Raw genomic sequence first — 25,600 nt, 5'->3', positions numbered from 1 at the left:
TACCCAAGAGGAGCCTTCCATGACCCCTGCAAACATCCCCGATCCGGATCTGAAGTACCTGCAGAAAGTGCTGTTGGAAATGCTCGCGATCCCAAGCCCGACCGGCTTCACCGACACCATCGTGCGCTACGTCGCCGAACGTCTCGAAGAGATAGGCATCCCGTTCGAACTGACGCGCCGCGGCACTATCCGTGCGACGCTCAAGGGCAAACAGAATTCACCCGATCGCGCCGTTTCCGCGCACCTGGACACCATTGGTGCCAGTGTTCGCGAGGTCAAGGACAACGGCCGTCTGGCCCTGGCCGCTGTCGGCTGCTGGTCGAGCCGCTTTGCCGAAGGCAGCCGGGTAAGTGTCTTTACCGACACCGGCATCATTCGTGGCAGCGTGTTGCCGCTGATGGCCTCGGGACACGCGTTCAATACGGCGGTCGATGAAATGCCGATCAGTTGGGACCACGTCGAGCTGCGCCTTGACGCCTACTGCACCACCCGCGCCGACTGTGAGTCGCTGGGGATCGGCATCGGCGACTTCGTGGCTTTCGATCCGCTGCCGGAGTTCACCGAAAGCGGTCACATCAGTGCCCGTCACCTGGACGACAAGGCCGGTGTGGCTGCCTTGCTGGCGGCATTGAAATCCATCGTCGACAGTGGTGCAGAGCCGTTGATTGACTGTCATCCGCTGTTCACCATCACCGAAGAAACCGGCACAGGTGCGGCAGGCGTGTTGCCGTGGGACGTGAGTGAATTTGTCGGCATCGACATCGCGCCGGTCGCGCCGGGCCAACACTCGAGCGAGCACGCGGTCAGCGTGGCGATGCAGGATTCGGGTGGGCCGTACGATTACCATCTGTCGCGCCACTTGCTGCGTCTGGGCGTGGACAACGAATTGCCGGTGCGTCGCGACCTGTTCCGCTACTACTACAGTGATGCGCATTCGGCCGTCACCTCGGGCCACGACATCCGCACTGCCCTGCTGGCGTTCGGCTGTGACGCGACCCACGGCTATGAGCGTACGCACATCGACAGCCTGGCGGCGCTGAGTAAACTGCTTGGTGCTTACATGCTCAGCCCTCCCGTGTTTGCCAGCGATGCCAAACCGGCTCAGGCTTCGCTGGATCAGTTCAGCCATCAGATCGAGCACGACGCGCAGATGGAATCTGAGACCCGAGTGCCGCCGGTGGACAGCTTGATCGGGCAGAATCGCGAGGAATAAAAGCCATCAGATCCTGGCCAGGGTCTTCGCTGCACAGTGATCGCGGTGCACAAGCCATTTGGCCATCAAGTAAGGCGACCGTACTGCCGCGCTTTTCGACGCGGTAGTGCGGACACCGTCGGTTGCCACGACTGAAGGCTGAGCCCTGGTGCTGATTCGGAGGCCAGCCGGCAAGGATGCCCACGCGGCGCGATGGGCACGATGAGTGTCGAAGCAGACCGCGCTGACAGCCTTATAATTGCGACACTCGCCATCACCGCACTATCATCGTCGGCCATCGACCCGAGAACCGCCATGCTCATTCCCTACGACCAGCTTGAACCCGACACCCTCACCCGCCTGATCGAGGACTTCGTCACTCGCGAAGGCACTGACAATGGCGACGAAACGCCCTTGCAGACCCGAGTGCTGCGGGTGCGACATGCGTTGACCAAGGGACAGGCGGTGATTTTCTTCGACCTGGAAAGCCAGCAGTGCCAACTGATGCTCAAGCACGACGTGCCCAAGGAGTTTTTCGACTGAGTGTCAGGCAGCAGGAGAGCCTCGCTGCTGCTCTGCCAACTTGTTGGCGATGCGCCGGAACACCTCGGCGCGGTGGATCTTGATGTCTTTGGGTGCGTCGATTCCCAGCCGGACCTGGTTGCCGTTCACACCCAGAATCTGCACGGTGATGTCGTCACCGATCGAAAAGGTCTCGCCTATTTCCCGCGTCAGTACCAGCATTTTTCGACTCTCTTGTTGTTACAAAAGAGTCAGGGTGCAGTTCAGAATGAAGGGCTTCAATACGGTGATGGCAAATCAGTAACGTCCTGCAAGCACGCCGGAGCTCGCTGACGGAAACGTCCTACCCGAAGACCGAAAAAACTGAAAACCGCACGCTGAATCGACTGACACGATCAGTTTGTCTGCCGTGCCTTGGCGCGCATCTTGCCACACATGACCGTCATTTCCTCATACATGGCCTCGGGATGCTTGCGCTTGAGATCCCACGCCAGACGACCCTCATCGTGGGGCAGGATCATGAACTCGCCTTTGCCGACCTGTTCGAAAATATGATTGGCGATGTCGCTGGCGGTGATCGGGGATTTTTCCAGCAGCCTGCCGATCTGTGCCTTCATGGCCGGTGTAGGCCCGCGAAAGGAATCCAGCAGATTGGTCTGGAAGAACGACGGACAGACGACATGCACACCGACTCCCTGATCACGCAGCTCGACCAGCAGACTTTCAGACAGGGCAACCACGCCCGCCTTGGCCACGTTGTAGTTGCTCATGGCCGGAGCCTGCATCAGCGCAGCCATCGAGGCGATGTTGATGATCTTGCCCTTGCTCGCCTGCAGCATCGGCAGGAACGCCTTGCATCCCTTGACCACACCCATGAGATTGATCGCGATCTGCCAGTCCCAGTCTTCCAGCGACAGCTCATTGAAGAACCCGCCGGAGGCGACACCTGCGTTATTGACGATGATGTCGATGCCACCGAAACGCTCTTCGCACGCCTGGGCGAAAGCGGTCAGTTGGCTGTAGTCGCGCACATCGCAGCGCTGAACGAAACCGTCCCCGCCCGCCTCGCGTACCAGACTCAGGGTTTCCTGCAAACCGGCGTCATTGACATCCGACAGTGCCAGACGCCAGCCCTCGCGCGCCCAGCGCAGTGCAATTTCACGGCCCAGACCCGAACCGGCGCCAGTAATCATGATGCGGTTTTGCATAGCGGAATGCCTTGTGATGTGCAGGAATAGACGGAGTGTAATCACAGCCGGAGCAGGACAACCCCAACATCAGAACGCTGAATACCCGGAGCAAACCCGCATGTTATCCGCGCCTGAGTCATCCGTGCCTGAACCTGCGCACGCATCGGGCAAGCAGGACGCCATACACCGACGCGTTGACCAATAGAACGATGCCACCCAGCCAGAACTGAATCTGCGGCGTCAGCGCTGCGGGGTAAATCAGCGCAATGAGGTAATGCTCGATGAAACCGCCTTCGTAGCCCTGCTCGCCCGCCCTGCTGCGCAAGGCGTTTTCCACCGGGGTCAATGGGCAGTACAAATGCAGAAACTCGACTGCCGCCCCCCAGGTCATGGCGGGAAGATGCGCCAGCGCTGCCCAGGGCCAGCGCAGGACCAGCAGGCCTCCCAGCAACACGAATATGATGAACAGCAGATGGAATATGACAACTGCGTCTGCAGCCAGCCGGAAGATCATCAGTACACCCTTGAAGTAGCCCATCGACCTGGCGGAGTTTTAAACCGCCCGTTAGTTCAATCTTTCAGCGCCCTTTATTGATCTATTGCCAACGCGCAAAGTGATTAATATTCAACACAAGTCATTGATATTAGATACTTTTAAAAATTGTAAGATTTTATTCAATCTCCATAGAACCTTTCATGAACGGCCAGAGTCGGATGATTCAAGCAGGTGAAACTCAAGGCCCTGGTGCCGACAGACTTTAACTGCAGGAACTCTAACCGGAATTACAAGAAGGAACTCACACCATGGGCATCGGCACTATTCTTATCATCGTTCTGATTCTGCTGCTGATCGGCGGTCTGCCGGTCTTCCCGCACTCGCGCAGCTGGGGCTACGGTCCATCGGGCGTGATCGGTACGATCCTGATCATTCTGCTGATTCTGGTATTGCTCGGCAGAATATAACGTTCCTGCCAAAAGCCCCGCTCTTATCAGCGGGGCTTTTTATTGCGCAAAAAAAAGCAGCCCGAGGGCTGCTTTTTCATGAGGCGTACCGCTTAGTGTGACACCGCACCGCTGGCACCCAGGCCAGTCTGCGAACGTACGAACTGCGGGAAGAACAAGGCGCGCTCGCCCTCTGCCGCTTTCGACTTGTCGGTGATGGAGAAGAACCAGATGCCCACGAATGCGATGGCGATGGAGAACAGCGCCGGGTACTCGTAAGGGAAAATGGCTTTCGGGTTGTGCAGGATCTGCACCCAGATGGTAGGACCCAGCACCATCAGCACGACCGCACTGACCAGCCCCATCCAGCCGCCGATCATGGCGCCGCGGGTGGTCAGATTTTTCCAGTACATGGAAAGCAGCAGGATCGGGAAGTTGCAGCTCGCTGCGACCGAGAACGCCAGGCCAACCATGAACGCGATGTTCTGGCTTTCGAAGGCGATACCCAACAGGATGGCCACGACCGCCAGAGCGATGGTGGTGATCTTCGAGATGCGAATCTCGTCCTTCTCGTTGGCCTTGCCTGCCTTGATCACGCTGGCATACAGGTCATGAGACACCGCCGAGGCACCGGCAAGGGTCAGACCGGCAACCACCGCCAGAATGGTGGCAAACGCAACCGCCGAGATGAAGCCCAGGAACAGACTGCCGCCCACTGCGTCGGCGAGGTGAACCGCCGCCATGTTATTACCGCCCAACAACGCACCCGCCGCGTCCTTGAACATGGGGTTGGTGCTGACCAGCAGGATCGCGCCAAAACCGATGATAAAGGTCAGGATGTAGAAGTAGCCGATGAAACCGGTGGCGTAGAGCACTGATTTACGGGCTTCCTTGGCATCGCTCACGGTGAAGAAGCGCATCAGGATGTGAGGCAGACCTGCGGTACCGAACATCAGGGCCAGACCCAGCGAGAACGCAGAGATCGGATCCTTCACCAGACCGCCAGGGCTCATGATTGCTTCACCTTTGGGGTGAACCTTGATGGCCTCGGAGAACAGCACGTTGAAGTCGAAATTGACGTGCTTCATCACCATCAGTGCCATGAACGAGGCACCGGACAGCAGCATCACCGCCTTGATGATCTGTACCCAAGTGGTGGCCAGCATGCCGCCAAACAGTACGTAAAGGCACATCAGGATACCGACCAGCACCACGGCCACGGTGTAATCCAGACCGAACAGCAGCTGGATCAGCTTGCCGGCACCGACCATCTGGGCAATCAGGTAGAACGCAACCACGACCAGCGAACCGCAGGCCGACAGGGTACGAATCTCTTTCTGCTTGAGGCGGTAGGAAGCAACGTCGGCAAAAGTGTATTTGCCCAGGTTACGCAGGCGCTCGGCGATCAGGAACAGAATGATCGGCCAGCCCACCAGAAACCCGATCGAGTAGATCAGGCCGTCGTAACCGGAGGTGTACACCAGTGCGGAAATACCCAGAAAGGACGCCGCCGACATGTAGTCGCCCGCGATGGCCAGACCGTTCTGAAAACCGGTGATCTTGCCGCCTGCCGAGTAGTAGTCCGACGCAGTCTTGTTTTTCTTCGAGGCCCAGTAGGTGATGTAGAGCGTAAAGCCCACGAACGCCAGAAACATCACGATCGCCGAGACGTTCAGGGGTTGTTTCTGTACCGCGCCGGTGAGGGCATCTGCCGCCATGAGGGCCGGCGCACAGATGGACAGGCCGATGGCCAGGGATAGACGACGAATCATTGCTGAGCCTCCTTGAGAATCGCATTGTTCAGGTCGTCGAACTCACCGTTGGCACGGCGCACGTAGATGGCTGTCAGGACGAATGCCGAGACAATCAGGCCAACCCCGATCGGCATTCCCCACGTAATAGAAGAGGTCGCGCTCAGTTTGGCACCCAGGATATGTGGCCCGTACGCAATCATCAGGATGAATGCGGCATAGAGCCCAAGCATGATCGCCGAGAGAATCCAGGCGAAACGCTCCCTCTTGGAAACCAGCTCCTTGAATCGCGGGCTGTTTTGAATCGAGAGGTAAATGCTGTCGTTCATTGTTTTTGTCCTCGCAGCACAGATGAGATGTCACGTATTCCACTTTAGTCAGCTCCGGCGCGCACTCCAGACGACCTTAGTATTAGAACGACATTAGTCGTAGATTCGTGACGCTGCACCCAATCTGCAGGCAAACACGCTCAACTCGCTTGAAAACGTTATCGCAGGTAAACAAAAGGCCGTCTGACGAGAACGTCAGACGGCCTTGAAAGCATTGAAACAGAGGCCTTGCGGTTACTTGCCGGTCCAGGCAGCGACACGATCCGGGTGTTTGGCGACCCAATCCCTGGCAGCCGCTTCAGGCTTGGCGCCATCCTGAATGGCCAGCATCACTTCGCCAATTTCGTCCTTGGACGCCCACTGGAATTTTTTCAGGAAGGCCACAACGTCCGGCGCTTTTTTCTCAAGGCCCAGGCTCGCCACGTTGTCGACGGTTTCAGCCGCACCGTAAACGCCCTTCGGGTCTTCGAGGAATCGCAGTTTCCACTTGGCGAACATCCAGTGTGGCACCCAGCCGGTCACGGCAATCGACTCCTTGCGCTCTTCGGCCCGGGTCAACGCGGAAATCATGCCCGCGCCAGAACTGGCCTGCAGCTTGTAACCGTCAAGCCCATAGTCCTTGATAGCCTGATCAGTCTTGATCATCACGCCCGAGCCCGCATCGATACCGGTGATCTTCTTCTTGAAAGACTCATCGGTCTTGAGGTCTTCAATGCTCTTGGCCTTCACGTATTCCGGCACGATCAGACCGATTTTGGCGTCCTTGAAGTTGGGGCCGTAGTTGACGACCTGATCCTTGTACTTGGTGTAATACTCACCATGGGTGGTCGGCAGCCAGGCGGACAGGATCATGTCGAGCTTGTCGGTGGCCACCGCCTGCCACATGATCCCGGCCGCAACAGATTGCAGTTTCACGTCATAACCGAGCTTCTGTTTGAGCACTTCAGAGGCCACGAAGGTCGTGGCTACGCTGTCGGACCAGCCCTCTACATAGCCAATGGTCAGCGTTTTGGTTTCAGCAAGGGCCAGCGTGGAGCTGACAGCAAGTACCAGTGCGGCACCCGCCCCCAGGATTTTTCGCATCTTCATCGTCACTTCCCCGGAAGTCCTGCACCGACGGTTGTCGAGCAGGGTTAACGTTGTTTTTCATGACCGCATGCCCACCCGAATTCGGGGCGAGCTGCGACCTGCACGTCTTGACCGCTCCTGCGCGCAACGACACGCACCGTAACGCCACACTGATCATCGGCTTGCGCCGCAATCCGGCATGCTCTGCCTGCGACACCGGGACAACGGGAAACGACATCACACAGCCATCAGCGACAACACGTTCCGAAAAACGCCCTGATGGGGCTCGCACCGGGCAGAAACAAGATGTGTTACCGGAGACTCCTTTCTGGAACCCTTTTCGGGTAACACGGAAACATTACCGCAAAAAGACACTGAAGCGATTTGAAGGGGATCAAGGCAAGTCCTTGTTTTTAATACACTTTAAAAAGTTGGCACGGCACCTGCTATCTCTCGTACAACAAAAACAAAAAATGTGCAGCACACCAATAAAAACAAGACGTAACGGCTCTGACATAACAAGAACAACACGGACAGAGACGCAGCTAACAGATTTTTTTGGAGTGGATCAGCTTTACAGGGACTTCGCCTGGCGAGGCCCCGCAATCGGACAGAGAACAATAAAACTACCCTCAGGTAGCGCCAGAACCGGTTGGACCCCGATGTTGTGCAGACAGAGGGTTAAAGTGAGTCAGCGCTCAAAAAAATACGTTTGCTCTTGACCCCGGATGGGGGTCGCACTGAAACGCGGTAAAGGTCAGGTCACCAAAAACAACAACAGACCGCCTATAACAATAAGAAGAGCACGTGAAACACGTTAGAAGGAGAGCCCCGGCTCTCCTTTGTGCTTTCTGGTAGTCGGGATTTATTTTCCGGGTCGTCGAATCTTTGTCCGCCAAGGCCCTCAAACCCCTTCTGACAGGTCAGTCTGCCTCCTGAAACAGGGCGTCGGCACGCCGGACATGAATCAAATTCGACTTGATCGAAAAAAAAGCACAGATCTGCATTGCAAAATCCACAGACCGTGTATTGTTCCGTCAGGTTTACAAGGTTCGCACCCGCAATGCGGCACTTTGGCATTACGCCAGTTGTCATAGCCTGCGTACCTCATCAGCACTTCTTTCCCAAGGGATTTAGTCATGCTCCGTTTTCTGCGCTTCGCTACCGTTATTGGTGGCCTGTGTTTAAGTGCGTCCGCTCTGGCGACGAATGTCGACCCCGCCACTTATGGCTATCCGCTGACTAATCCGTTCGAAGCGACCATTGCTACAACACCGCCTGACTTGCGTCCCGACCTGCCCGATGACGAAGACATCGATCAGGATGTGTACACGCTCAACCTGCACCCTGAACGCGAGTTCACCCTGCCCGACAACTTCTGGGCCGTTAAAAAGCTTCACTATCGACTGGCCAAACAGGACCATGCTGCACCGCTGATATTCCTGATCGCCGGCACTGGCGCGCCTTACAACAGTACGATCAATGAATTCCTGAAAAAACTGTATTACGGCGCGGGTTATCATGTCGTTCAGCTGTCGTCGCCCACGAGCTACGACTTCATGAGTTCGGCTTCACGCTTCGCAACGCCTGGTATCTCCAAGGATGACGCCGAGGACCTGTATCGCGTGATGCAGGCCATCCGTGCGCAACAGGCGCAACTTCCAGTGACAGACTATTACCTGACCGGCTACAGCCTCGGGGCGCTGAACGCCGCGTTCGTCAGCCAGCTGGATGAAACCCGTCGCAGCTTCAACTTCAAGAAAGTGCTGCTGCTCAACCCGCCGGTCAACCTGTACACCTCGATCAGCAACCTCGACAAACTGGTACAGACCAACGTCAAGGGCATCAATAACACCACCACGTTCTACGAACTGGTACTGGCCAAGTTGACGCGCTACTTCCGTCAGAAAGGTTACATCGACCTGAACGACGCGCTGCTGTTCGACTTCCAGCAATCCAAACAGCACCTGACCAACGAACAGATGGCAATGCTGATCGGCACCTCGTTCCGCTTCTCGTCGGCCGACATCGCGTTCACATCCGACCTGATCAACCGCCGCGGTCTGATCACGCCACCCAAATTCCCCATCACTGAAGGCACCAGCCTGACGCCGTTTCTCAAGCGCGCCCTGCAGTGCGATTTTGACTGCTACCTGACCGAACAGGTCATCCCGATGTGGCGTGCCCGCACCGATGGCGGCAGCCTGCTGCAACTGGTCGACCAGGTCAGCCTGTATGCGCTGAAGGATTACCTGCACGGCAGCAGCAAGATTTCGGTCATGCACAACGCGGACGACGTGATCCTGGGTTCAGGTGATCTGGGCTTCCTGCGCAAAACTTTTGGCGATCGCCTGACCGTTTATCCGTACGGCGGCCATTGCGGCAACATCAATTACCGCGTCAACAGCGACGCCATGCTGGAGTTCTTCCGTGGCTAAACGTCTTTTACTCCTTGCCGCCCTGCTCTGCGCCGGTACGGTTCAGGCCGCTGATGCGGTCACCAGCAACAAGGCCGAACACCCGGCAACCGTTCTTCGCCAGGTAGATGCGGATGGCTTCACTCAGCCGCTCAAGTCCCTGCAGTTCAACCCGGGCCTTGATCAGCGCGAGTTCGAGCGCGCCTCCATCAACGCACTGGAAGTCTACGACCCGCTGGAGTCCTGGAACCGCCGGGTCTATCACTTCAACTATCGTTTCGACGAGTGGGTGTTTTTGCCGGTCGTGAACGGCTATCGCTATATCACGCCTGGTTTCGTGCGCAGTGGTGTGAGCAACTTCTTCAGCAACCTGGGCGACGTGCCCAACCTGCTGAACAGCCTGTTCCAGTTCAAGGGCCAGCGTTCGCTGGAAACCACCGGACGCCTGCTGCTCAACACCACCATCGGTATCGCCGGCCTGTGGGATCCGGCCACCATGATGGGCCTGCCACGCCAGAGCGAAGACTTCGGTCAGACGCTGGGTTTCTATGGCGTGCCGGCAGGCCCGTACCTGGTGCTTCCACTGTTCGGCCCGTCCAACCTGCGTGACACCGGCGGCCTGGTATTCGACTTCGCCGCCGAGATGCAGATCAACTTCCTCAACGTGGCCGACGTCAGCAGCGACCATCCGGAAATCATGCTGTTGCGTGCCATCGACAGACGTTATGTGACCAGCTTTCGTTACGGTCAGCTGAATTCGCCTTTCGAGTACGAGAAAGTGCGTTACGTCTACACCGAGTCGCGCAAACTGCAGATCGCCGAATAAGCGAAGCCTGTGGAAAAACGGCCAGCCCGAGCGATCGGGCTGGCCGTTTTTGTTTGGGCGCTCGCCATACGCGGCCGTGCCACCCTGATCGTTGATGACTTCAAGCCGTCATTAACATCGACCAATTCGATCAATCCGCCCCACTATTCAAACCCATTCATCGATAGAACAGGCATACCATGGGTTCATTGTTACCTGACAGGAGTGCCTTTTTTCATGACTCAGTTTCGTAAAGTACTGGCGATCCAGGCGGGTCAACCCACGTCGGATGGTGCCGGTGTACGCCTGACCCGGGTATTTGGTGGTCAGGGTGTGGAGCAGTTCGATCCTTTTCTGATGCTCGACGAGTTTGGTTCGGACAAGCCCGACGATTACATCGCAGGCTTCCCGCCACACCCGCACCGCGGCTTTGAAACCGTGACCTACATGCTCGAAGGCCGCATGCGCCACGAAGACCACATGGGTAACGTCGGCCTGTTGCAAGGCGGTGGCGTGCAGTGGATGACTGCTGCGCGCGGGATCATTCACAGCGAGATGCCCGAGCAGGAAGAAGGCGTGATGCGCGGTTTTCAGCTGTGGCTGAACCTGCCCGGCAAGACAAAGCTGGCCGATGCCAGTTATCAGGACATCCAGCCGGAAAACATTCCGCGCCTGACCACGCAGGAAGGCGTCGACGTAGTGCTGATCGCCGGTCAGTTCGACGACGGCCGGATTCAACAGGTCGGTGCCGTACAGCGTCCTGATACCGAGCCGTTGTACTTCGATTTCCACATGCCGGCAGACAGCCATATCAGCCCGCGCATCCCGCAGGGCCATCGTGCGCTGCTGTATGTGTACGAAGGCAGTCTCGAGGTCGAAGGTTGCGCACAGTCCATCAGCGCCAGCCGTATGGTGCGGCTGGGCGATGAAGGTGAGTTGCGGATCAGGAGCGCCAACGGTGCACGGGTGTTGCTGATTGCCGGTAAACCGTTGCGCGAGCCGATCGTGCAATACGGGCCGTTCGTGATGAACACCCGTGAGGAAATCGAACAGGCACTGCGCGACTTCCGGGATGACCGTCTGACGGCGTGATGCAGGTTGCCTCCTCGTGTACAGCGAAGCGTGGCTGCGCTGTACACGAAAGCGGGATGACACCAGAACCGGGTGTTGATGGTTCCACGGCAGACGCCCGACCCGCCGCGGGCCCTCTCACGGCAATCGCAGAAACCGCTTCAATTCCGCACCTTGGGCCATCGCATCATGCCGTCCCAGTTCGATCAGTTCGCTGCAATAACCCGATTCGAACAGCAGATAACTCAAGACGCTGGCGCCACTGGTTTTGGTCGCTCCCGGGCCGCGCAGGAAGGTTCTCAAGGCAGGCGGCAGCTCGCGGCGGTGACGGGCGGCGATTTCGTCCAGGGGCTGGCTTGGGGAAATCACCAGCACTTCCACCGGCGCCAGTCCCGGCTGACTCCGGGCCTGCTCGTCCTTTATCAGCGAGCTGGCCATGTTCAACCGCTCAAGCAGTTCGATGTCGCTTTCCAGGTTGTCGATGAAGGTGCTGTTGAGCATGTGGCCGCTGATCTGCGCCATGCTGGGTTGTGCACCACTGGTGGGGCGCGGAGCCAGCTTTTTGGCATGCAGGCCATGCGGGTTGCCGCTGACACCGACCACCAGTACGCGATTGGCGCCCAGATGAAGCGCCGGACTGATGGGCGCCGACTGACGCACGGCACCATCGCCGAAGTATTCATCTTCCAGCTTGATCGGCGCGAACAGCAGCGGAATGGCCGAGCTGGCAAGCAGGTGCTCGACTGTCAACCGAGTGGGCTTGCCAATCCGCCGGTGACGCAGCCAGGGCTCGATAGTGCCACGCCCCTGATAGAACGTGACGGCCTGTCCGGACTCATAACCAAATGCGGTGACCGCCACCGCACGCAAGTGATGCGCCTCAATGGCAGCGTCGATACCGTCCAGGTCCAGCCGTTCGGTGAGCAGATCACGCAAAGGCGAGCTGTTGAGCAGCGCAACCGGAATATTGCGCCCGAGGCCGGTCATGCTGCGCCCGAAGAATCGCCCAGCCTGACGAATCACTCCCGGCCAGTCGCTGCGCAGCACCTGATGGCTGCGAAACGACTGCCAGAACTCGGTCAGTTGATGGATAGCGATGCGAAAGTGCAACGCGCCGCTGGCCAGCTTCACGGCATTGATCGCGCCGGCCGACGTGCCGACGATGACGGGAAAGGGATTGGGTGAACCGGGAGGCAGCAGGTCGGCTATGCCTGCCAGAACGCCGACCTGATAGGCGGCTCGTGCGCCGCCGCCTGAAAGAATGAGCCCGGTGACAGGCTCGACATCGTGTGCAGCAGGTGTCGCTACGGCGGATTCTGGCATCTACAACTGACCTCGGTGATCAACGACGCTTTTTATTTATGCTTCCTGTATAGCTTCGGTTCACCGGCGGGTCGACTTTTGAAACGTCGATGGGCCCAAAGATATTGCGATGGACATTCAGTGATAGCACCTTCTACCCATTGATTGATCCGCAGGCAATCGGCTTCGTCGCTCTCGCCCGGAAAATTCTGCATCGGTGGATGAATCACCAGCCGATAGCCGCTGCCGTCCGCCAGACGTTGTTGAGTGAACGGCACGACCCGAGCGCGGCCCAGCCTGGCGAACTTGCTGGTCGCCGTCACAGTCGCGGCCTGGATGCCGAACAGCGGCACGAACACGCTCTGCCTGGCGCCGTAATCCTGATCCGGCGCGTACCAGATCGCCCGGCCCGCGCGCAGCAGTTTGAGCATGCCACGCACATCTTCACGCTCGACCGCCAGCGAATCCAGATTGTGACGCTCACGCCCGCGACGCTGGACGAAGTCGAACAAGGGGTTGCGGTGTTCGCGGTACATGCCGTCGATGGTGTGCTGCTGACCGAGCAGTGCAGCGCCGATCTCAAGGGTCGTGAAATGCAGGGCCATCAGAATCACGCCCTCGCCTTTCTGTTGCGCGTTCTGCAGATGCTCCAGCCCTTCGATATGGGCAAGCCTGGCCAGTCTCTGTCTGGACCACCACCAGCTCATGGCCATCTCGAAGAAGGCGATGCCGGTGGAAGCGAAGTTTTCCTTGAGCAATCGCTTGCGTTCGGCGGCGGACATTTGAGGAAAACAAAGCTCCAGATTGCGCGAGGCAATATATTTTCGATCAGTGGCAACCCGGTACATGACCGCGCCCAGCAACCGACCGATGACCAGCAGCACACGAAACGGCAGTTGCACGACCAGCCAGAGAAGCCCCAGCCCCAGCCATAGCAGCCAGAAACGAGGGTGAAGGAAACGGGCATTAAAGCGCGGGCGATCCATTTGGGCTTCCGTCAGAACAAAGGCCGCGCATTCTACATCGGTTCGACCGGCTTGCGGCCTGCGGGCGTTCTCGTTATAAGTCTCGGCACTTTTAGCGACAAGCTGTTGTGTAAGCCAACCATGAGCCAGATTGAATCGCAAAACCCGGAACCTGTATTTCAGCTCAAGGGCAGCATGCTTGCCATCACAGTGATGGAGCTGACCCGAACCAATCTTGAAGCACTTGACCGGCAACTGGCGGCCAAGGTCGCGCAGGCACCCAACTTCTTCAGCAACACACCGCTGATCCTGGCTCTGGACAAGCTGGCGCCCAATGAGGGCTCGGTGGACCTGCCGGGCCTGGTGCGCATCTGCCGCCAGCACGGTTTGCGGACCCTGGCGATCCGTGCCAACCGCATCGAAGACATCGCCGCCGCCATCGCGGTCGACCTGCCGGTGCTGCCGCCGTCCGGCGCGCGTGAGCGCGTGCTGGATCCTGTCGAAGTCGAAGCGCCGAAAAAAATTCCGGAAAAACCGCCCGAGCCGACCATCAAGCCAACCCGCATAATCACCGCGCCGGTGCGTGGTGGTCAGCAGATTTATGCCCAGGGTGGCGATCTGGTGGTGGTGGCGCCGGTCAGTCCCGGTGCGGAACTTCTGGCCGATGGAAACATCCATGTGTACGGCCCAATGCGCGGTAGAGCACTGGCGGGTATCAAGGGTGATACCAAGGCCCGGATTTTCTGCCAGCAGTTGAGCGCCGAGCTTATTTCAATCGCCGGGCAGTACAAGGTGTCCGAGGACCTGCGCAGGGACCCGCTTTGGGGCTCGCCGGTCCAGGTCAGCCTGTCCGGTGACGTGTTGAACATCATTCGGCTTTAACGGATACTGCCGCAATTTTCAAAGTGTCCCTGATTCGTCGCGAAAACGTAGTAAAGGTTGTAGGAAATCCTGGAGAGCACTGCTCTTCAGCCGGTAAATGGGTCGAAAGTAGTCGCGTCTAGCTCTCTTTCCAGGACCAGGCCACAAGATTTCCTTGATTCTTCGACTAACGCCGCTTCAAGGGATGCTCTTCAGGGACCAAAAGTCCTTTTCCTCTAGGGGTGATTCACCTTGGCCAAGATTCTCGTTGTTACATCCGGCAAGGGTGGTGTGGGCAAGACCACCACCAGCGCCGCTATCGGTACAGGCCTCGCAATGCGCGGCCACAAGACTGTCATTGTCGACTTCGACGTCGGCCTGCGTAACCTCGACCTGATCATGGGCTGCGAACGTCGCGTCGTTTACGACTTCGTCAACGTGGTCAATGGCGAGGCCAATCTGCAGCAGGCGCTGATCAAGGACAAGAAGATCGAAGGTCTGTTCGTACTTGCAGCCAGCCAGACACGTGACAAGGAAGCATTGACCAAGGAAGGCGTCGAACGAGTACTGATGGAACTCAAGGAGTCGTTCGAATACATCGTCTGCGATTCGCCTGCAGGTATTGAAACAGGTGCACACCTGGCGATGTACTTCGCCGACGAAGCGATCGTCGTGACCAACCCTGAAGTGTCGTCGGTGCGCGACTCCGATCGCATGCTGGGCCTGCTGGCCAGCAAGTCCCGTCGCGCCGAAAACGGCGAAGACCCGATCAAGGAGCACCTGCTGCTGACGCGCTACAACCCTGAACGTGTCAGCAAGGGCGAGATGCTTGGCGTTGAAGACGTGAAGGAGATCCTCGCGGTCACGCTGTTGGGCGTCATTCCCGAGTCTCAGGCTGTGCTCAAGGCTTCCAACCAGGGCGTACCCGTGATTCTCGACGACCAGAGCGATGCGGGCCAGGCGTACAGCGACGCCGTTGACCGCCTGCTGGGTAAAACGGTGGAGCACCGGTTCCTGGATCTGAAGAAGAAAGGATTGTTTGAACGCCTGTTCGGGAGCAATTAATGAACATTTTTGACTTCTTTCGTGACCGCAAAAAAGAAACCACGGCCTCGGTAGCGAAAGAGCGTCTGCAGATCATCGTTGCGCACGAGCGTGGCCAACGCAGTACACCTGACTACCTTCCTGCACTGCAGAAAGAGCTGGTGGAAGTGATCCGCAAATACGTCAATATCGAGTCCGATCAGGTACAGGTCGCTCTGGAAAACCAGGGCAGTTGTTCGATTCTGGAACTCAATATCACTCTGCCCGATCGCTGATCAGGCAGCCGCTTGCGGCGGTATCGGCGTCCTCATCAAGAGGTAGCGCCTTTACCGCCGTTGGCGTTTCTCGCGTTTCGAGGCCGTTGCATGCCGTTGTCGAACATCCGCATCATTCATCAGGACGCAGCCGTTCTGGTGATCGATAAGCCTACCCTGCTGCTTTCCGTTCCTGGTCGTGCCGACGACAACAAGGATTGCCTGATTACCCGCCTGCAGGAAAACGGCTATCCCGAAGCCCGCATTGTCCATCGACTGGACTGGGAAACCTCGGGAATCATCCTGTTGGCACGCGATGCCGACACCCATCGCGAGCTGTCGCGTCAGTTTCACGATCGCGAAACCGAAAAGGCCTACACCGCGCTGTGCTGGGGCCAGCCTGCGCTGAACAGCGGCAGTATCGATCTGCCTTTACGCTACGATCCGCCGACCAAACCGCGTCACGTGGTGGACCACGAGGCGGGCAAGCACGCCCTGACCTTCTGGAAGATCATCGAACGCTACGAAACGCACTGCCGTGTCGAGCTGACCCCGATCACCGGTCGCTCGCACCAGTTGCGTGTGCACATGCTGTCCATCGGGCATCCGCTGCTGGGCGACGGCCTGTATGCACATCCCGAGGCACTGGCGGCCTATCCGCGTCTTTGCCTGCATGCCAGCATGCTGAGTTTCACACACCCGGCAAGCGGTGAGCGGCTGAAGTTCGAGTGCCCGGCGCCGTTTTGACGAAAGCGACCGTAGAGATGTGCTGACCTGTCAAACACTCGGCTTCCCGAATCAAAAGCGGTCTTTACGGGAGGCCTCACCCCCTTTCTACGCAGCGCTGTCGCGCAGCACCCACCTGACTGTGGAAGGGGACTTGCCACAATCTGGTGTGAATGCGAGCGATAGCGGCGTTTCCCACGTACAGAGTTCATGACCAATGCGGTAAACTCGCGCCATTGCTGTCTGGAGCTAGTTATGCGCGAAGAGTTGAATAAAAGCCTGATCGATTTCCTCAAGGCCTCTCCTACACCGTTCCATGCCACCGCCACCCTCGTACAACACCTTGAAGCTGCCGGTTTTCAGCGTCTTGATGAGCGCGATACCTGGTCCATCGAGACCGGCGGGCGTTATTACGTTACGCGCAATGACTCCTCCATCGTCGCCTTTCGCATGGGTCGCCAGTCGCCACTGACCGGCGGTATCCGCATGGTCGGCGCACACACCGACAGTCCGTGCCTGAGGGTCAAGCCGCAGCCCGAACTGCAACGTCAGGGTTTCTGGCAACTGGGTGTCGAGGTCTACGGCGGCGCACTGCTGGCCCCGTGGTTCGACCGCGACCTGTCGCTGGCCGGCCGCGTCACGTTCCGTCGTGACGGTAAGGTCGAAAGCCAACTGATCGACTTCAAGCTGCCGATTGCGATCATTCCCAACCTGGCGATCCACTTGAACCGGACCGCCAACGAAGGCTGGGCAATCAATCCGCAGAACGAGCTGCCACCGATTCTGGCGCAAGTGGCCGGTGACGAACGTGCGGACTTCCGCGCCTTGCTGACCGACCAACTGGCGCGCGAACACGGCCTGAACGCCGACGTCGTGCTGGATTACGAGTTGAGCTTTTACGACACCCAGAGCGCTGCCGTGGTCGGCCTGAACGGCGACTTCCTGGCCGGTGCGCGTCTGGACAACCTGTTGTCCTGTTTCGCCGGGCTGCACGCGTTGCTCAATAGTGACAGCGACGAAACCGCCCTGCTGGTGTGTACTGACCATGAAGAGGTCGGCTCGTCTTCCGCTTGCGGTGCGGACGGCGCGATGCTGGAACAGATCGTCCAGCGCCTGCTGCCAAGCAGCGAAGACTATGTGCGTACCATCCAGAAATCACTTCTGATCTCGGCTGATAACGCCCACGGTATCCACCCCAACTATGCCGACAAGCACGACGCCAACCACGGTCCGAAGCTCAACGCCGGCCCCGTGATCAAGGTCAACAGCAACCAGCGTTATGCAACCAACAGCGAAACTGCCGGTTTCTTCCGCCATCTGTGCATGGCCGAAGAAGTGCCGGTGCAGAGCTTCGTGGTTCGTAGCGACATGGCCTGCGGTTCGACCATCGGGCCGATCACCGCCAGCCATCTGGGTATCCGCACCGTCGACATTGGCCTGCCGACGTTCGCCATGCACTCGATCCGGGAGCTGGCGGGCAGCCATGACCTGGCGCATCTGGTCAAGGTACTCACTGCCTTCTACGCCAGCCACGAGCTGCCGTAACACTGCGCATGACGTTCGCGGGCTTCGGCGGCCCGCGAACGACAGGCTTCACGCCCTCAGATATCCCGCACCATCGCGCTCACGTGAATGGCATCGTGACGCCAGTACTCCAGATCGCAATCGATCAGACGGGCCTGCTGGTCGTAATTGATCCGCGCAATGCGCAAACCCGGACTGCCGACCGACACTTTCAAGGCCGCTGCGGCTTCGACGTGCAACGCGGTAGGCACCATTTCGAAACGCACCTGACCATAACGCAGGTCGTACTGACGGGCGTACAGCTCGGTCAGTGATTGCTCCATGTCGAATTCCAGAATCCCCGGAAAGAACTCAGGCTTGAGGTAATGCTCGACGTAAAGCACCAGCCGCTGATCGATGCGCCTTGCGCGGCAGATCTGAATGACACTGGACAACGCAGGCAACTCCAGCATGGCGCAGATCATTGCCGAGGCCGGTTGAAGGCGTGCTGACAGAACCTGAGTCTGCGCCACTCGCCCCTGCGCCGAGACCATCGCGTGAAAGTGACTGCGACGAATCAGGTCATAGGCCAGACGCGGTGGCGAGATGAACCAGCCACGACGTTCCTCGCGATACACCAGCCCAAGGGCCTCCAGCTGGACAAGCGCCTCACGCAAGGTAATACGCGTGGTGTCGAACACTTCACTGAGCTTGCGCTCGGCCGGCAGCTTGCTGCCGGGCGGCAACAGGCCGTGCTCGATCTGCTCCTGCAGGGCATTGCAAATGGTTGTTACCGCTCGTGGCACATCTTCGCGCATTCAACTACCTGTCTGGACTAGACCAGCCCTGTCACGGGGCACGCTTCTACCCCTGCCGTTGTCATCAGCCGTGTTGCAGCAAGCCTAGGCCGGGTCTGTGACCGTCCTGTGACACGCTGCTACAGGATCCATGCCAATCCACGCCCAGACAGCCCTCAAGCCCTTGCGCAACAGGCACTTGAGTCTGGTCTACGCTTAGCGCCAGGCACTGCCCGAATGCAGGCGATATGGAATCAACCATGCGGCCCGACACGAAAATGTCATGCAACAGGCCTAACTTGGCTCAGGTATTGCTGATCTAGACCAAACTATCCGCAACGAACACTTCCGGTAAAGAAGTGCACTAGGAGCTTCGAATGAAACATCTTTTGTTGGCATCACTCCTCGGCTCGGCCATCGCCATGAGCGCATCAGTCATGGCTGCGGACACAGACCTCAAGACCCTGGAAGCCGCAGCCAAAGCTGAAGGCGCCATCAACAGCCTCGGCATGCCGGATGACTGGGCGAACTGGGGCGGCATCTGGACCGATCTGGAAGCCAAATACGGTCTCAAGCACACCGACACCGACATGAGTTCGGCGCAGGAAGTGGCCAAGTTCGATGCGGAAAAAGACAATGCCAGCGGCGATATCGGTGACGTGGGCGCAGCCTTCGGCCCCATCGCGGTTGCCAAGGGCGTCACCCAGCCTTACAAGCCAAGCACCTGGAACCAGATTCCGGACTGGGCCAAGGACAAGGAAGGTCACTGGGCATTGGCCTACACCGGCACCATTGCGTTCATCGTCAACAAGAACCTGCTGCACGGATCCGAAATCCCGAAAACCTGGGCTGACCTGAAAACCGGCAAATACAAGGTGTCCATCGGTGACGTGAGTTCCGCTGCTCAGGCGTCCAACGGCGTACTGGCTGCAGCCTTCGCCATGAAAGGCGACGAGACCAACATCGAACCGGGCCTGCAACTGTTCACCGAGCTGGCAAAACAGAAGCGCCTGTCACTGGCCAACCCGACCATCCAGACCATCGAAAAGGGTGAAGTCGAAGTGGGCGTCGTCTGGGACTTCAACGGCCTGAACTACCGCGCCAAGATGACCAAACCTGATGATTACGTGGTGCTGATCCCATCGGACGGCTCGGTGATCTCCGGCTACACCACCATCATCAACAAGTACGCCAAACACCCGAATGCCGCCAAACTGGCGCGTGAGTACGTGTTCAGCGACGCGGGCCAGATCCAGCTGGCCAAGGGCAACGCACGTCCGATTCGTGCCGAGCACATCACCCTGCCTGAAGACGTGAAAGCCAAGCTGCTGCCAAACGAGCAGTACAAGAACGTCACGCCGATCAAGAACGCAGAAGCCTGGGAAAACACCTCCAAGTCACTGCCTCAGAAGTGGAATGAGCAAGTCATCATCGAGATGAACTGACGCTCTGCGCGACTCAAGGATGATGTCGTACTTCATGCACGGGCGAGCCCTCCTCGCCCGTGCCGGGTCATGCCATATCCGCACCCAAGCGAGTTGCCCATGAAACACAAGGTCATCCTCATCGTGCTCGACGGCCTCAATTACGAAGTGGCACGGCATGCAATGGGCCATCTTCAGGCCTGGCACGCCGCAGGACGCGCAGCGTTGTACAGGCTGGAATGCGAACTGCCCGCGCTGTCACGTCCACTCTACGAATGCATTCTGACCGGTGTTGTGCCCATCGAAAGCGGCATCGTGCACAACAACGTGTCGCGCCTGTCCCGTGAACGCAGCGTGTTTCACTATGCCCGCGACGCCGGACTGAGCACCGCGGCTGCGGCCTACCACTGGTTCAGCGAACTGTACAACCGCACGCCGTTCGACGCCGCACGCGATCGCCACACCGATACGCCGGAATTGCCGATTCAGCACGGGCTGTTCTACTGGGCCGACCATTATCCGGATTCGCATCTGTTCGCCGATGCCGAAAGCCTGCGCCTGAAACATGAACCGGACTTTCTGTTGATCCATCCGATGAACATTGACGACGCCGGTCACAAGCACGGCCTCGACACCCCGCAGTACCGCAACAGCGCGCGCAGCGCCGACATCATTCTGGCCGACTACCTGCAAGGCTGGCTGGACGCGGACTATCAGGTACTGATCACCGCTGACCACGGCATGAACAACGACCGCTCGCACAACGGTCTGCTGCCCGAGGAACGCGAAGTGCCTTTGTTTGTGCTGGGCGAGGCATTCAGCCTCGACCCGGACGCCAGGCCGCGCCAGACCGATCTGTGCGGCACGATCTGCGAACTGCTCGGCGTGCCCCACGACAAACCCGTGTGCCGGGAGATCCTCAATTGACCACCTTTACCCGAGGCAAATGGCTGGCGCTGTTGTGCCTGGTGCCGTTTGCACTGTTCTTCATCGTGTTTCAGATCGCCCCGCTGTTCTGGGTGGCAATCCACAGCGTGCAGAGCGACAGCGGCTGGGGCCTGGAGAACTTCAGCAAGGCGTTCAATTCGCGCTTCTATCGCCAGGCCATGCAGTTCAGCCTGGAGATCAGTTTCTGGTCGAGCCTGTTCGGCATTCTGATTTCGATTCTCGGTGCCTATTCACTGCGCAAGGTCGACTCGCGACTGCGGGACTTCGTCAATTCGTTCGCCAACATGACCAGCAACTTCGCCGGCGTTCCGCTGGCGTTCGCCTTCATCATCCTGCTGGGCTTCAACGGCGCACTGACCCTGATCCTCAAGGACGCCGGGATCATCGATGACTTCAACCTGTACTCCAAGACCGGGTTGATCATTCTCTATACCTACTTCCAGATTCCGCTCGGCGTCCTGCTGCTGTATCCGGCATTCGATGCCGTGCGCGAAGACTGGAACGAGTCCGCCGCCCTGCTGGGCGCCAGCAGCTTCCAGTTCTGGCGCTACATCGGCCTGCCAGTGCTGACGCCTGCCCTGCTGGGCACCTTCGTCATCCTGCTGGCCAATGCGCTGGGCGCCTATGCCACGGTCTACGCACTGACCACCGGCAACTTCAACGTATTGCCGATCCGCATCGCCGCCATGGTGGCAGGCGACATCACGCTCGACCCGAACATGGCCAGTGCGCTGGCGATGATTCTGGTAGGCCTCATGACCCTGGTGACGGTGATCCAACAGTGGCTGTTGAAAAGGAGCTACCATGTCGCGCGTTGAAAAAGGGCCTGCCGGCGTCTACCACAAAACCGTGGTGTGCCTGCTGTTCCTGACTCTGCTGCTGCCCTTGGCGGGCACCTTTCTGTATTCGATATCGACCAGTTGGTCGGCGACCATTCTGCCCAGCGGACTGACCTTCAAATGGTACGTGGCGCTGTGGAGCGACCCGCGTTTCCTGGCTGCTTTTGGCCAGTCGCTGCTGGTCTGCATCGGTGCGCTGGTTCTGTCGGTGGTGCTGATTCTGCCGCTGCTGTTCGTGGTGCATTACCACTTTCCGCGCCTGGACGGGCTGATGAACATCCTGATCCTGCTGCCCTTCGCGGTGCCGCCCGTGGTGTCGTCGGTAGGCCTGTTGCAGTTGTATGGTTCAGGCCCGATGGCGATGGTCGGTACGCCGTGGATTCTGATCGGCTGCTACTTCACCGTCGCCTTGCCGTTCATGTACCGCGCCATCACCAACAACCTGCAGGCCATCAACCTGACGGACCTGATGGACAGTGCGCAACTGCTGGGCGCCAGCACCTGGCAGGCGGCGTTCATCGTGGTGCTGCCGAACCTGCGCAAGGGCCTGATGATCGCCCTGCTGCTGTCGTTTTCCTTCCTGTTCGGTGAGTTCGTGTTCGCCAACCTGCTGGTCGGCACGCGTTACGAAACCCTGCAGGTCTACCTGAACAACATGCGCAACAGCAGTGGCCACTTCAACAGCGCGCTGGTGATTTCCTACTTCCTCTTCGTGCTGGTGCTGACCTGGGCCGCCAATCGACTGAACAAGGACAAAGACTGAAATGAGTTTTGTCAGCATTGAAAACCTGCAGAAGAGCTACGCCAGCACGGCGGTGTTCAGCGACATCAACTGCGCCATCGAAAAGGGCGAGTTCGTCACCCTGCTCGGCCCTTCCGGCTGTGGCAAGTCCACCTTGCTGCGCTGCATCGCGGGCCTGACGTCGGTCAACAGTGGCAGCATCCTGCTCGACGGCCAGGATCTGGTGCCGCTGACCCCGCAGAAGCGCAACATCGGCATGGTGTTTCAGAGCTACGCGCTGTTTCCCAATATGACCGTGGAGCAGAACGTTGCCTTCGGCCTGCGCATGCAAAAGGTCAGCCCTGACGAAAGCCAGAAGCGGGTCGCCGAGATTCTCAAGCTGGTTGAACTGCAGGATTACGCCAAGCGCTACCCGCATCAGATGTCCGGCGGCCAGTGCCAGCGTGTGGCCCTGGCCCGCTCGCTGGTGACGCGCCCGCGCCTGCTGTTGCTGGATGAACCGCTGTCGGCGCTGGATGCGCGAATTCGCAAGCACCTGCGTGAACAGATCCGCGCGATCCAGCGCGAACTCGGCCTGACCACTATTTTCGTGACACACGATCAGGAAGAAGCGCTGACCATGTCGGACCGCATTTTCCTGATGAACCAGGGCCGCATCGTGCAGAGCGGCGATGCTGAAACCCTTTACACCGCGCCGGTCGACGTGTTTGCCGCAGGCTTCATCGGCAACTACAACCTGCTGGAAGCCGACGACGCCAGCCGTCTGATGCAGCGCCCGATCAATAGCCGCATCGCAATTCGCCCTGAATCCATTCAACTGAGCCTCACCGGCGAACTGGAAGGCGAGGTACGCAGTCACAGCCTGCTGGGCAACGTCATTCGCTACCGCGTGCAAGCGCGCGGAGTGGAATTGGTGGTCGACGTACTCAACCGCAGCGCGGATGATCTGCACCCTGACGGCCGTCGAGTGACGTTGAATATCGAGCCTTCGGCGCTGTGCCCGGTGGCTTGACCGACGAATGATTTAAGGATGTACGCAATGGCTTTAGCAATTTTCGACCTGGACGAAACCCTGATCGGCGGCGACTGCGCCACCCTGTGGAGCGAGCAGATGGGCCGCCTCGGCTGGGTCGATCCGGCTTCCTTCATGCAGCGTAATGACGAGCTGATGGCCGCCTACAGCGCCGGGGAGCTGGCGATGGAAGACTACATGGCATTCAGCCTTGAACCGATGGCAGGTCGCACGCCGGAAGAAATCGATCATCTGGTCGGTCCGTGGGTGGAAGACGTGATCGAGCCGATCATCTACAGTGACGCCTGCAAGTGCATCGCCCGGCATCGCGCCAGGGGTGACCGGATTCTGGTGATCTCTGCGTCGGGCGTGCATCTGGTCAAGCCGATTGCCGAACGCCTGGGCATCGACGAAGTGCTGGGTATCGACCTGGAGGTGCAACACGGCGTCTACAGCGGTGGCACGGTCGGTGTAATGACCTATCGCGAAGGCAAGATCACCCGCCTGATGGAATGGCTGGATGCCGAAGGGGAAAATCTGGAAGGGGCGAGTTTCTATTCGGATTCGCGCAACGATCTGCCGTTGCTGCTCAAGGTTGATCACCCCAATGTGGTCAATCCTGATCCCGTGCTGCTCGAACATGCACAGAAGGCCGGATGGCCGGTGCACAGCTGGACCTGAAGATTTCAAGCCCGCTGAAAAACACCAACCCGTTGTGGGGGGCCGCTTGCCGGCGATGCTTTTTTTCAGTCGATACGTTCAGAGACTGATCGTATGCCATCGCCGGCAAGCCGCCTCTCATCGTCAGGTGTTTCCCGACTCGCGGCCCTAAGGGCCGCGGTCATCACTTCAGACTTTCGTCGATCACCAGCACGATCTTGCCGGACACCTGATTGGTCGCCAACTCTTCGAACGCGGCCTCTGCGTCGTTGATCGCAAAGGTCTTGGCCAGTTGCGGCTTCAGGCGACCTTCCGTGAACAACGGCCAGACAAACTGCCCCAGATCACGCAGCAGATCGGCCTTGAAGGTGTCATCACGGCTGCGCAGGGTCGAACCCATCAAGTGGATACGCTTGCCCAGCACATGCGCCAGATCCACCTGCGCTTCACGCCCGCCCATCGTGCCGATCAGCACCCAGCGACTGTCCAGCCCGAGCAGCTTGACGTTCAGTTCGGCGTAATTGCCGCCAACCGGATCGAGAATGACGTCGAAAGGTGCAAAGTCGCTCAGACCCTCCAGGCTTTCGCTGCGGACCACGCCGCCCTGTGCACCCAGTTCGACGCAATACGCCAGCCGCTCGGCCGAGCCGACACTCACCCAGACCGGGCTGCCGAACGCCTTGCAAAGCTGAATACCGGCTGAACCAACGCCACTTGCGCCCGCGTGCAGCAGCACTTTTTCGCCAGGCTTGAGACCCGCGAGCTGAAACAGGTTCAGCCAGGCCGTGGCGTAAACCTCGGGGATCGCGGCGGCTTCGTGCAGCGACAGACCTTCCGGTACCGGCAGCACATGACGCGCATCGACCACCACTTCCTCGGCCATCGCCCCGCCCGCCAACAGCGCGCAGACGCGGTCTCCCACCAGCCAGGACGTACCCGGACCGACCTCGGCAATGACCCCGGAGCACTCCAGCCCCAGGACCGTGGTGACACCCGGCGGCGGCGGATACTTGCCCGCGCGCTGCAACAGATCGGCCCGATTCAAACCCGCCGCAGCGACTTTGATGCGAACCTGCCCCACATCGAGAGCCGGACTTGGCTCTTCGACCCATTCCACATGTCCTTCCACGCCTTGCAATGCCTTCACAGTGCCTCCATAGTGAGTCCAGACTGAGCCCGTGGCTGTTTGCCCGGGCTTTTGCATTATGCGGCCGGGTTCAAAGGAACCGGCGACCT

At 58.9% G+C, this 25,600-nt stretch carries 27 protein-coding genes; 17 read left to right on the top strand and 10 right to left on the bottom strand.

The genetic code is table 11. The features are described from left to right. The first annotated feature begins 19 nt into the window (after window positions 1-19). A complete protein-coding gene (locus JTJ32_RS02010) occupies window positions 20-1,213 on the top strand; it encodes an osmoprotectant NAGGN system M42 family peptidase (RefSeq protein ID WP_099229947.1) in 1,194 nt (397 codons plus the stop codon). A gap of 294 nt (window positions 1,214-1,507) precedes the next feature. Further along, window positions 1,508-1,735 carry a YheU family protein gene (locus tag JTJ32_RS02005; RefSeq protein WP_004879420.1) on the top strand — a complete coding sequence of 76 codons (228 nt, stop codon included), beginning with the start codon at window positions 1,508-1,510 and terminating at the stop codon, window positions 1,733-1,735. Window positions 1,736-1,738: 3 nt separating this feature from the next. Here JTJ32_RS02005 and csrA read toward each other — a convergent pair whose 3' ends face one another. From csrA to JTJ32_RS01990, 3 genes are all read right to left on the bottom strand, one after another. Beyond that, entirely contained in the window at window positions 1,739-1,936 is a 198-nt protein-coding gene (gene csrA / locus JTJ32_RS02000) for a carbon storage regulator CsrA (protein WP_099229945.1), read from the bottom strand. A 173-nt stretch (window positions 1,937-2,109) separates the two neighbouring features. Further along, entirely contained in the window at window positions 2,110-2,922 is an 813-nt protein-coding gene (locus JTJ32_RS01995) for an SDR family oxidoreductase (protein ID WP_184319162.1), read from the bottom strand. 118 nt (window positions 2,923-3,040) lie between these two features. Further along, the gene (locus tag JTJ32_RS01990; RefSeq protein ID WP_210041106.1) at window positions 3,041-3,418 is read right to left on the bottom strand and encodes a DUF2784 domain-containing protein; all 378 of its coding nucleotides are present in this window, start codon (window positions 3,416-3,418) and stop codon (window positions 3,041-3,043) included. A gap of 290 nt (window positions 3,419-3,708) precedes the next feature. On the opposite strand from JTJ32_RS01990, the gene JTJ32_RS01985 reads away from it, so the two are divergent. Further along, window positions 3,709-3,867 (top strand): DUF3309 family protein, encoded by a 159-nt coding sequence (locus tag JTJ32_RS01985; RefSeq protein ID WP_083184513.1) that lies wholly within the window; start codon window positions 3,709-3,711, stop codon window positions 3,865-3,867. Between the two features lie 92 nt (window positions 3,868-3,959). Here the strand turns inward: JTJ32_RS01985 and JTJ32_RS01980 are convergent, their stop codons facing one another. From JTJ32_RS01980 to JTJ32_RS01970, 3 genes are all read right to left on the bottom strand, one after another. Continuing rightward, window positions 3,960-5,618, bottom strand: a complete 1,659-nt coding sequence (locus JTJ32_RS01980; RefSeq protein WP_099229941.1) for a cation acetate symporter — start codon at window positions 5,616-5,618, stop codon at window positions 3,960-3,962. After that, a complete protein-coding gene (locus tag JTJ32_RS01975; protein ID WP_004879410.1) occupies window positions 5,615-5,926 on the bottom strand; it encodes a DUF485 domain-containing protein in 312 nt (103 codons plus the stop codon). Before JTJ32_RS01975 ends, JTJ32_RS01980 begins: the two co-directional genes overlap by 4 nt. Before the next feature lie 234 nt (window positions 5,927-6,160). Beyond that, window positions 6,161-7,015 carry a glycine betaine ABC transporter substrate-binding protein gene (locus JTJ32_RS01970; protein WP_184319160.1) on the bottom strand — a complete coding sequence of 285 codons (855 nt, stop codon included), beginning with the start codon at window positions 7,013-7,015 and terminating at the stop codon, window positions 6,161-6,163. 1,118 nt (window positions 7,016-8,133) lie between these two features. On the opposite strand from JTJ32_RS01970, the gene JTJ32_RS01965 reads away from it, so the two are divergent. The 3 genes from JTJ32_RS01965 to JTJ32_RS01955 all read left to right on the top strand — a co-directional run bounded on the left by JTJ32_RS01965 (window position 8,134) and on the right by JTJ32_RS01955 (window position 11,308). Beyond that, complete coding sequence (locus tag JTJ32_RS01965) at window positions 8,134-9,432, top strand: serine/threonine protein kinase (protein WP_099229938.1); 1,299 nt, start codon at window positions 8,134-8,136, stop codon at window positions 9,430-9,432. Continuing rightward, window positions 9,425-10,237: an MlaA family lipoprotein gene (locus JTJ32_RS01960; protein WP_099229936.1), complete on the top strand. Its 813-nt coding sequence runs from the start codon at window positions 9,425-9,427 to the stop codon at window positions 10,235-10,237. Before JTJ32_RS01965 ends, JTJ32_RS01960 begins: the two co-directional genes overlap by 8 nt. Before the next feature lie 216 nt (window positions 10,238-10,453). Next, window positions 10,454-11,308 (top strand): pirin family protein, encoded by an 855-nt coding sequence (locus JTJ32_RS01955; protein WP_184319157.1) that lies wholly within the window; start codon window positions 10,454-10,456, stop codon window positions 11,306-11,308. Window positions 11,309-11,425: 117 nt separating this feature from the next. Here JTJ32_RS01955 and JTJ32_RS01950 read toward each other — a convergent pair whose 3' ends face one another. Next, the gene (locus JTJ32_RS01950) at window positions 11,426-12,610 is read right to left on the bottom strand and encodes a patatin-like phospholipase family protein (protein ID WP_210040566.1); all 1,185 of its coding nucleotides are present in this window, start codon (window positions 12,608-12,610) and stop codon (window positions 11,426-11,428) included. A 32-nt stretch (window positions 12,611-12,642) separates the two neighbouring features. Continuing rightward, complete coding sequence (locus JTJ32_RS01945) at window positions 12,643-13,575, bottom strand: lipid A biosynthesis lauroyl acyltransferase (RefSeq protein WP_210040564.1); 933 nt, start codon at window positions 13,573-13,575, stop codon at window positions 12,643-12,645. A 120-nt stretch (window positions 13,576-13,695) separates the two neighbouring features. Here JTJ32_RS01945 and minC point away from each other — a divergent pair, with 120 nt between their 5' ends. The 5 genes from minC to JTJ32_RS01920 all read left to right on the top strand — a co-directional run bounded on the left by minC (window position 13,696) and on the right by JTJ32_RS01920 (window position 17,984). Then, a complete protein-coding gene (minC, locus tag JTJ32_RS01940; protein WP_099230083.1) occupies window positions 13,696-14,436 on the top strand; it encodes a septum site-determining protein MinC in 741 nt (246 codons plus the stop codon). Between the two features lie 231 nt (window positions 14,437-14,667). Then, window positions 14,668-15,480 carry a septum site-determining protein MinD gene (minD, locus tag JTJ32_RS01935; RefSeq protein ID WP_099229929.1) on the top strand — a complete coding sequence of 271 codons (813 nt, stop codon included), beginning with the start codon at window positions 14,668-14,670 and terminating at the stop codon, window positions 15,478-15,480. Then, complete coding sequence (gene minE, locus JTJ32_RS01930) at window positions 15,480-15,734, top strand: cell division topological specificity factor MinE (RefSeq protein WP_099229927.1); 255 nt, start codon at window positions 15,480-15,482, stop codon at window positions 15,732-15,734. Before minD ends, minE begins: the two co-directional genes overlap by 1 nt. A gap of 90 nt (window positions 15,735-15,824) precedes the next feature. Then, complete coding sequence (locus JTJ32_RS01925; protein WP_210040562.1) at window positions 15,825-16,460, top strand: RluA family pseudouridine synthase; 636 nt, start codon at window positions 15,825-15,827, stop codon at window positions 16,458-16,460. Window positions 16,461-16,694: 234 nt separating this feature from the next. Then, window positions 16,695-17,984, top strand: coding sequence for a M18 family aminopeptidase (locus tag JTJ32_RS01920; protein WP_099229922.1), 1,290 nt, complete (start codon window positions 16,695-16,697; stop codon window positions 17,982-17,984). A 56-nt stretch (window positions 17,985-18,040) separates the two neighbouring features. Here JTJ32_RS01920 and JTJ32_RS01915 read toward each other — a convergent pair whose 3' ends face one another. Then, window positions 18,041-18,760: a UTRA domain-containing protein gene (locus JTJ32_RS01915; RefSeq protein WP_099229921.1), complete on the bottom strand. Its 720-nt coding sequence runs from the start codon at window positions 18,758-18,760 to the stop codon at window positions 18,041-18,043. A gap of 356 nt (window positions 18,761-19,116) precedes the next feature. Between JTJ32_RS01915 and JTJ32_RS01910 the strand changes: the two genes are divergently transcribed. The 6 genes from JTJ32_RS01910 to JTJ32_RS01885 all read left to right on the top strand — a co-directional run bounded on the left by JTJ32_RS01910 (window position 19,117) and on the right by JTJ32_RS01885 (window position 24,385). Beyond that, window positions 19,117-20,184, top strand: coding sequence for an ABC transporter substrate-binding protein (locus tag JTJ32_RS01910; protein ID WP_099229919.1), 1,068 nt, complete (start codon window positions 19,117-19,119; stop codon window positions 20,182-20,184). A 99-nt stretch (window positions 20,185-20,283) separates the two neighbouring features. Further along, window positions 20,284-21,090, top strand: coding sequence for an alkaline phosphatase family protein (locus JTJ32_RS01905; RefSeq protein ID WP_210040560.1), 807 nt, complete (start codon window positions 20,284-20,286; stop codon window positions 21,088-21,090). Then, window positions 21,087-21,929, top strand: coding sequence for an ABC transporter permease (locus JTJ32_RS01900; protein ID WP_210040558.1), 843 nt, complete (start codon window positions 21,087-21,089; stop codon window positions 21,927-21,929). Before JTJ32_RS01905 ends, JTJ32_RS01900 begins: the two co-directional genes overlap by 4 nt. After that, complete coding sequence (locus tag JTJ32_RS01895; protein ID WP_099229915.1) at window positions 21,916-22,713, top strand: ABC transporter permease; 798 nt, start codon at window positions 21,916-21,918, stop codon at window positions 22,711-22,713. The genes JTJ32_RS01900 and JTJ32_RS01895 overlap by 14 nt, the downstream gene beginning before the upstream one ends. Window position 22,714: 1 nt before the next feature. Continuing rightward, the gene (locus JTJ32_RS01890; protein ID WP_184319135.1) at window positions 22,715-23,704 is read left to right on the top strand and encodes an ABC transporter ATP-binding protein; all 990 of its coding nucleotides are present in this window, start codon (window positions 22,715-22,717) and stop codon (window positions 23,702-23,704) included. A 27-nt stretch (window positions 23,705-23,731) separates the two neighbouring features. Then, complete coding sequence (locus JTJ32_RS01885) at window positions 23,732-24,385, top strand: HAD family hydrolase (RefSeq protein WP_210040556.1); 654 nt, start codon at window positions 23,732-23,734, stop codon at window positions 24,383-24,385. A gap of 163 nt (window positions 24,386-24,548) precedes the next feature. Here the strand turns inward: JTJ32_RS01885 and JTJ32_RS01880 are convergent, their stop codons facing one another. Continuing rightward, on the bottom strand, window positions 24,549-25,511 hold the full coding sequence (locus tag JTJ32_RS01880) for an NAD(P)H-quinone oxidoreductase (RefSeq protein ID WP_210040554.1): 963 nt from the start codon (window positions 25,509-25,511) through the stop codon (window positions 24,549-24,551). Between the last annotated feature and the right edge of the window lie 89 nt (window positions 25,512-25,600).

This window comes from Pseudomonas alliivorans, assembly GCF_017826695.1.
In the GTDB taxonomy this organism is placed as follows: domain Bacteria; phylum Pseudomonadota; class Gammaproteobacteria; order Pseudomonadales; family Pseudomonadaceae; genus Aquipseudomonas; species Aquipseudomonas alliivorans.
The sequence above is the reverse complement of the archived record's forward strand: the minus strand, read 5'-3'. Positions and strand labels throughout refer to the sequence as shown.

Coding starts and splice junctions, on each gene's coding strand:
- JTJ32_RS01905 (WP_210040560.1), top strand. CDS start 20,284: ATGAAACACAAGGTCATCCTCATCGTGCTCGACGGCCTCAATTACGAA.
- JTJ32_RS01950 (WP_210040566.1), bottom strand. CDS start 12,610: ATGCCAGAATCCGCCGTAGCGACACCTGCTGCACACGATGTCGAGCCT.
- JTJ32_RS01885 (WP_210040556.1), top strand. CDS start 23,732: ATGGCTTTAGCAATTTTCGACCTGGACGAAACCCTGATCGGCGGCGAC.
- csrA (WP_099229945.1), bottom strand. CDS start 1,936: ATGCTGGTACTGACGCGGGAAATAGGCGAGACCTTTTCGATCGGTGAC.
- JTJ32_RS01920 (WP_099229922.1), top strand. CDS start 16,695: ATGCGCGAAGAGTTGAATAAAAGCCTGATCGATTTCCTCAAGGCCTCT.
- JTJ32_RS01955 (WP_184319157.1), top strand. CDS start 10,454: ATGACTCAGTTTCGTAAAGTACTGGCGATCCAGGCGGGTCAACCCACG.
- JTJ32_RS01965 (WP_099229938.1), top strand. CDS start 8,134: ATGCTCCGTTTTCTGCGCTTCGCTACCGTTATTGGTGGCCTGTGTTTA.
- JTJ32_RS01995 (WP_184319162.1), bottom strand. CDS start 2,922: ATGCAAAACCGCATCATGATTACTGGCGCCGGTTCGGGTCTGGGCCGT.
- minC (WP_099230083.1), top strand. CDS start 13,696: ATGAGCCAGATTGAATCGCAAAACCCGGAACCTGTATTTCAGCTCAAG.
- JTJ32_RS01970 (WP_184319160.1), bottom strand. CDS start 7,015: ATGAAGATGCGAAAAATCCTGGGGGCGGGTGCCGCACTGGTACTTGCT.
- JTJ32_RS01945 (WP_210040564.1), bottom strand. CDS start 13,575: ATGGATCGCCCGCGCTTTAATGCCCGTTTCCTTCACCCTCGTTTCTGG.
- JTJ32_RS01910 (WP_099229919.1), top strand. CDS start 19,117: ATGAAACATCTTTTGTTGGCATCACTCCTCGGCTCGGCCATCGCCATG.
- JTJ32_RS01925 (WP_210040562.1), top strand. CDS start 15,825: ATGCCGTTGTCGAACATCCGCATCATTCATCAGGACGCAGCCGTTCTG.
- JTJ32_RS02005 (WP_004879420.1), top strand. CDS start 1,508: ATGCTCATTCCCTACGACCAGCTTGAACCCGACACCCTCACCCGCCTG.
- JTJ32_RS01915 (WP_099229921.1), bottom strand. CDS start 18,760: ATGCGCGAAGATGTGCCACGAGCGGTAACAACCATTTGCAATGCCCTG.
- JTJ32_RS01985 (WP_083184513.1), top strand. CDS start 3,709: ATGGGCATCGGCACTATTCTTATCATCGTTCTGATTCTGCTGCTGATC.
- minE (WP_099229927.1), top strand. CDS start 15,480: ATGAACATTTTTGACTTCTTTCGTGACCGCAAAAAAGAAACCACGGCC.
- JTJ32_RS01890 (WP_184319135.1), top strand. CDS start 22,715: ATGAGTTTTGTCAGCATTGAAAACCTGCAGAAGAGCTACGCCAGCACG.
- JTJ32_RS01975 (WP_004879410.1), bottom strand. CDS start 5,926: ATGAACGACAGCATTTACCTCTCGATTCAAAACAGCCCGCGATTCAAG.
- JTJ32_RS01895 (WP_099229915.1), top strand. CDS start 21,916: ATGTCGCGCGTTGAAAAAGGGCCTGCCGGCGTCTACCACAAAACCGTG.
- JTJ32_RS02010 (WP_099229947.1), top strand. CDS start 20: ATGACCCCTGCAAACATCCCCGATCCGGATCTGAAGTACCTGCAGAAA.
- JTJ32_RS01990 (WP_210041106.1), bottom strand. CDS start 3,418: ATGATCTTCCGGCTGGCTGCAGACGCAGTTGTCATATTCCATCTGCTG.
- JTJ32_RS01980 (WP_099229941.1), bottom strand. CDS start 5,618: ATGATTCGTCGTCTATCCCTGGCCATCGGCCTGTCCATCTGTGCGCCG.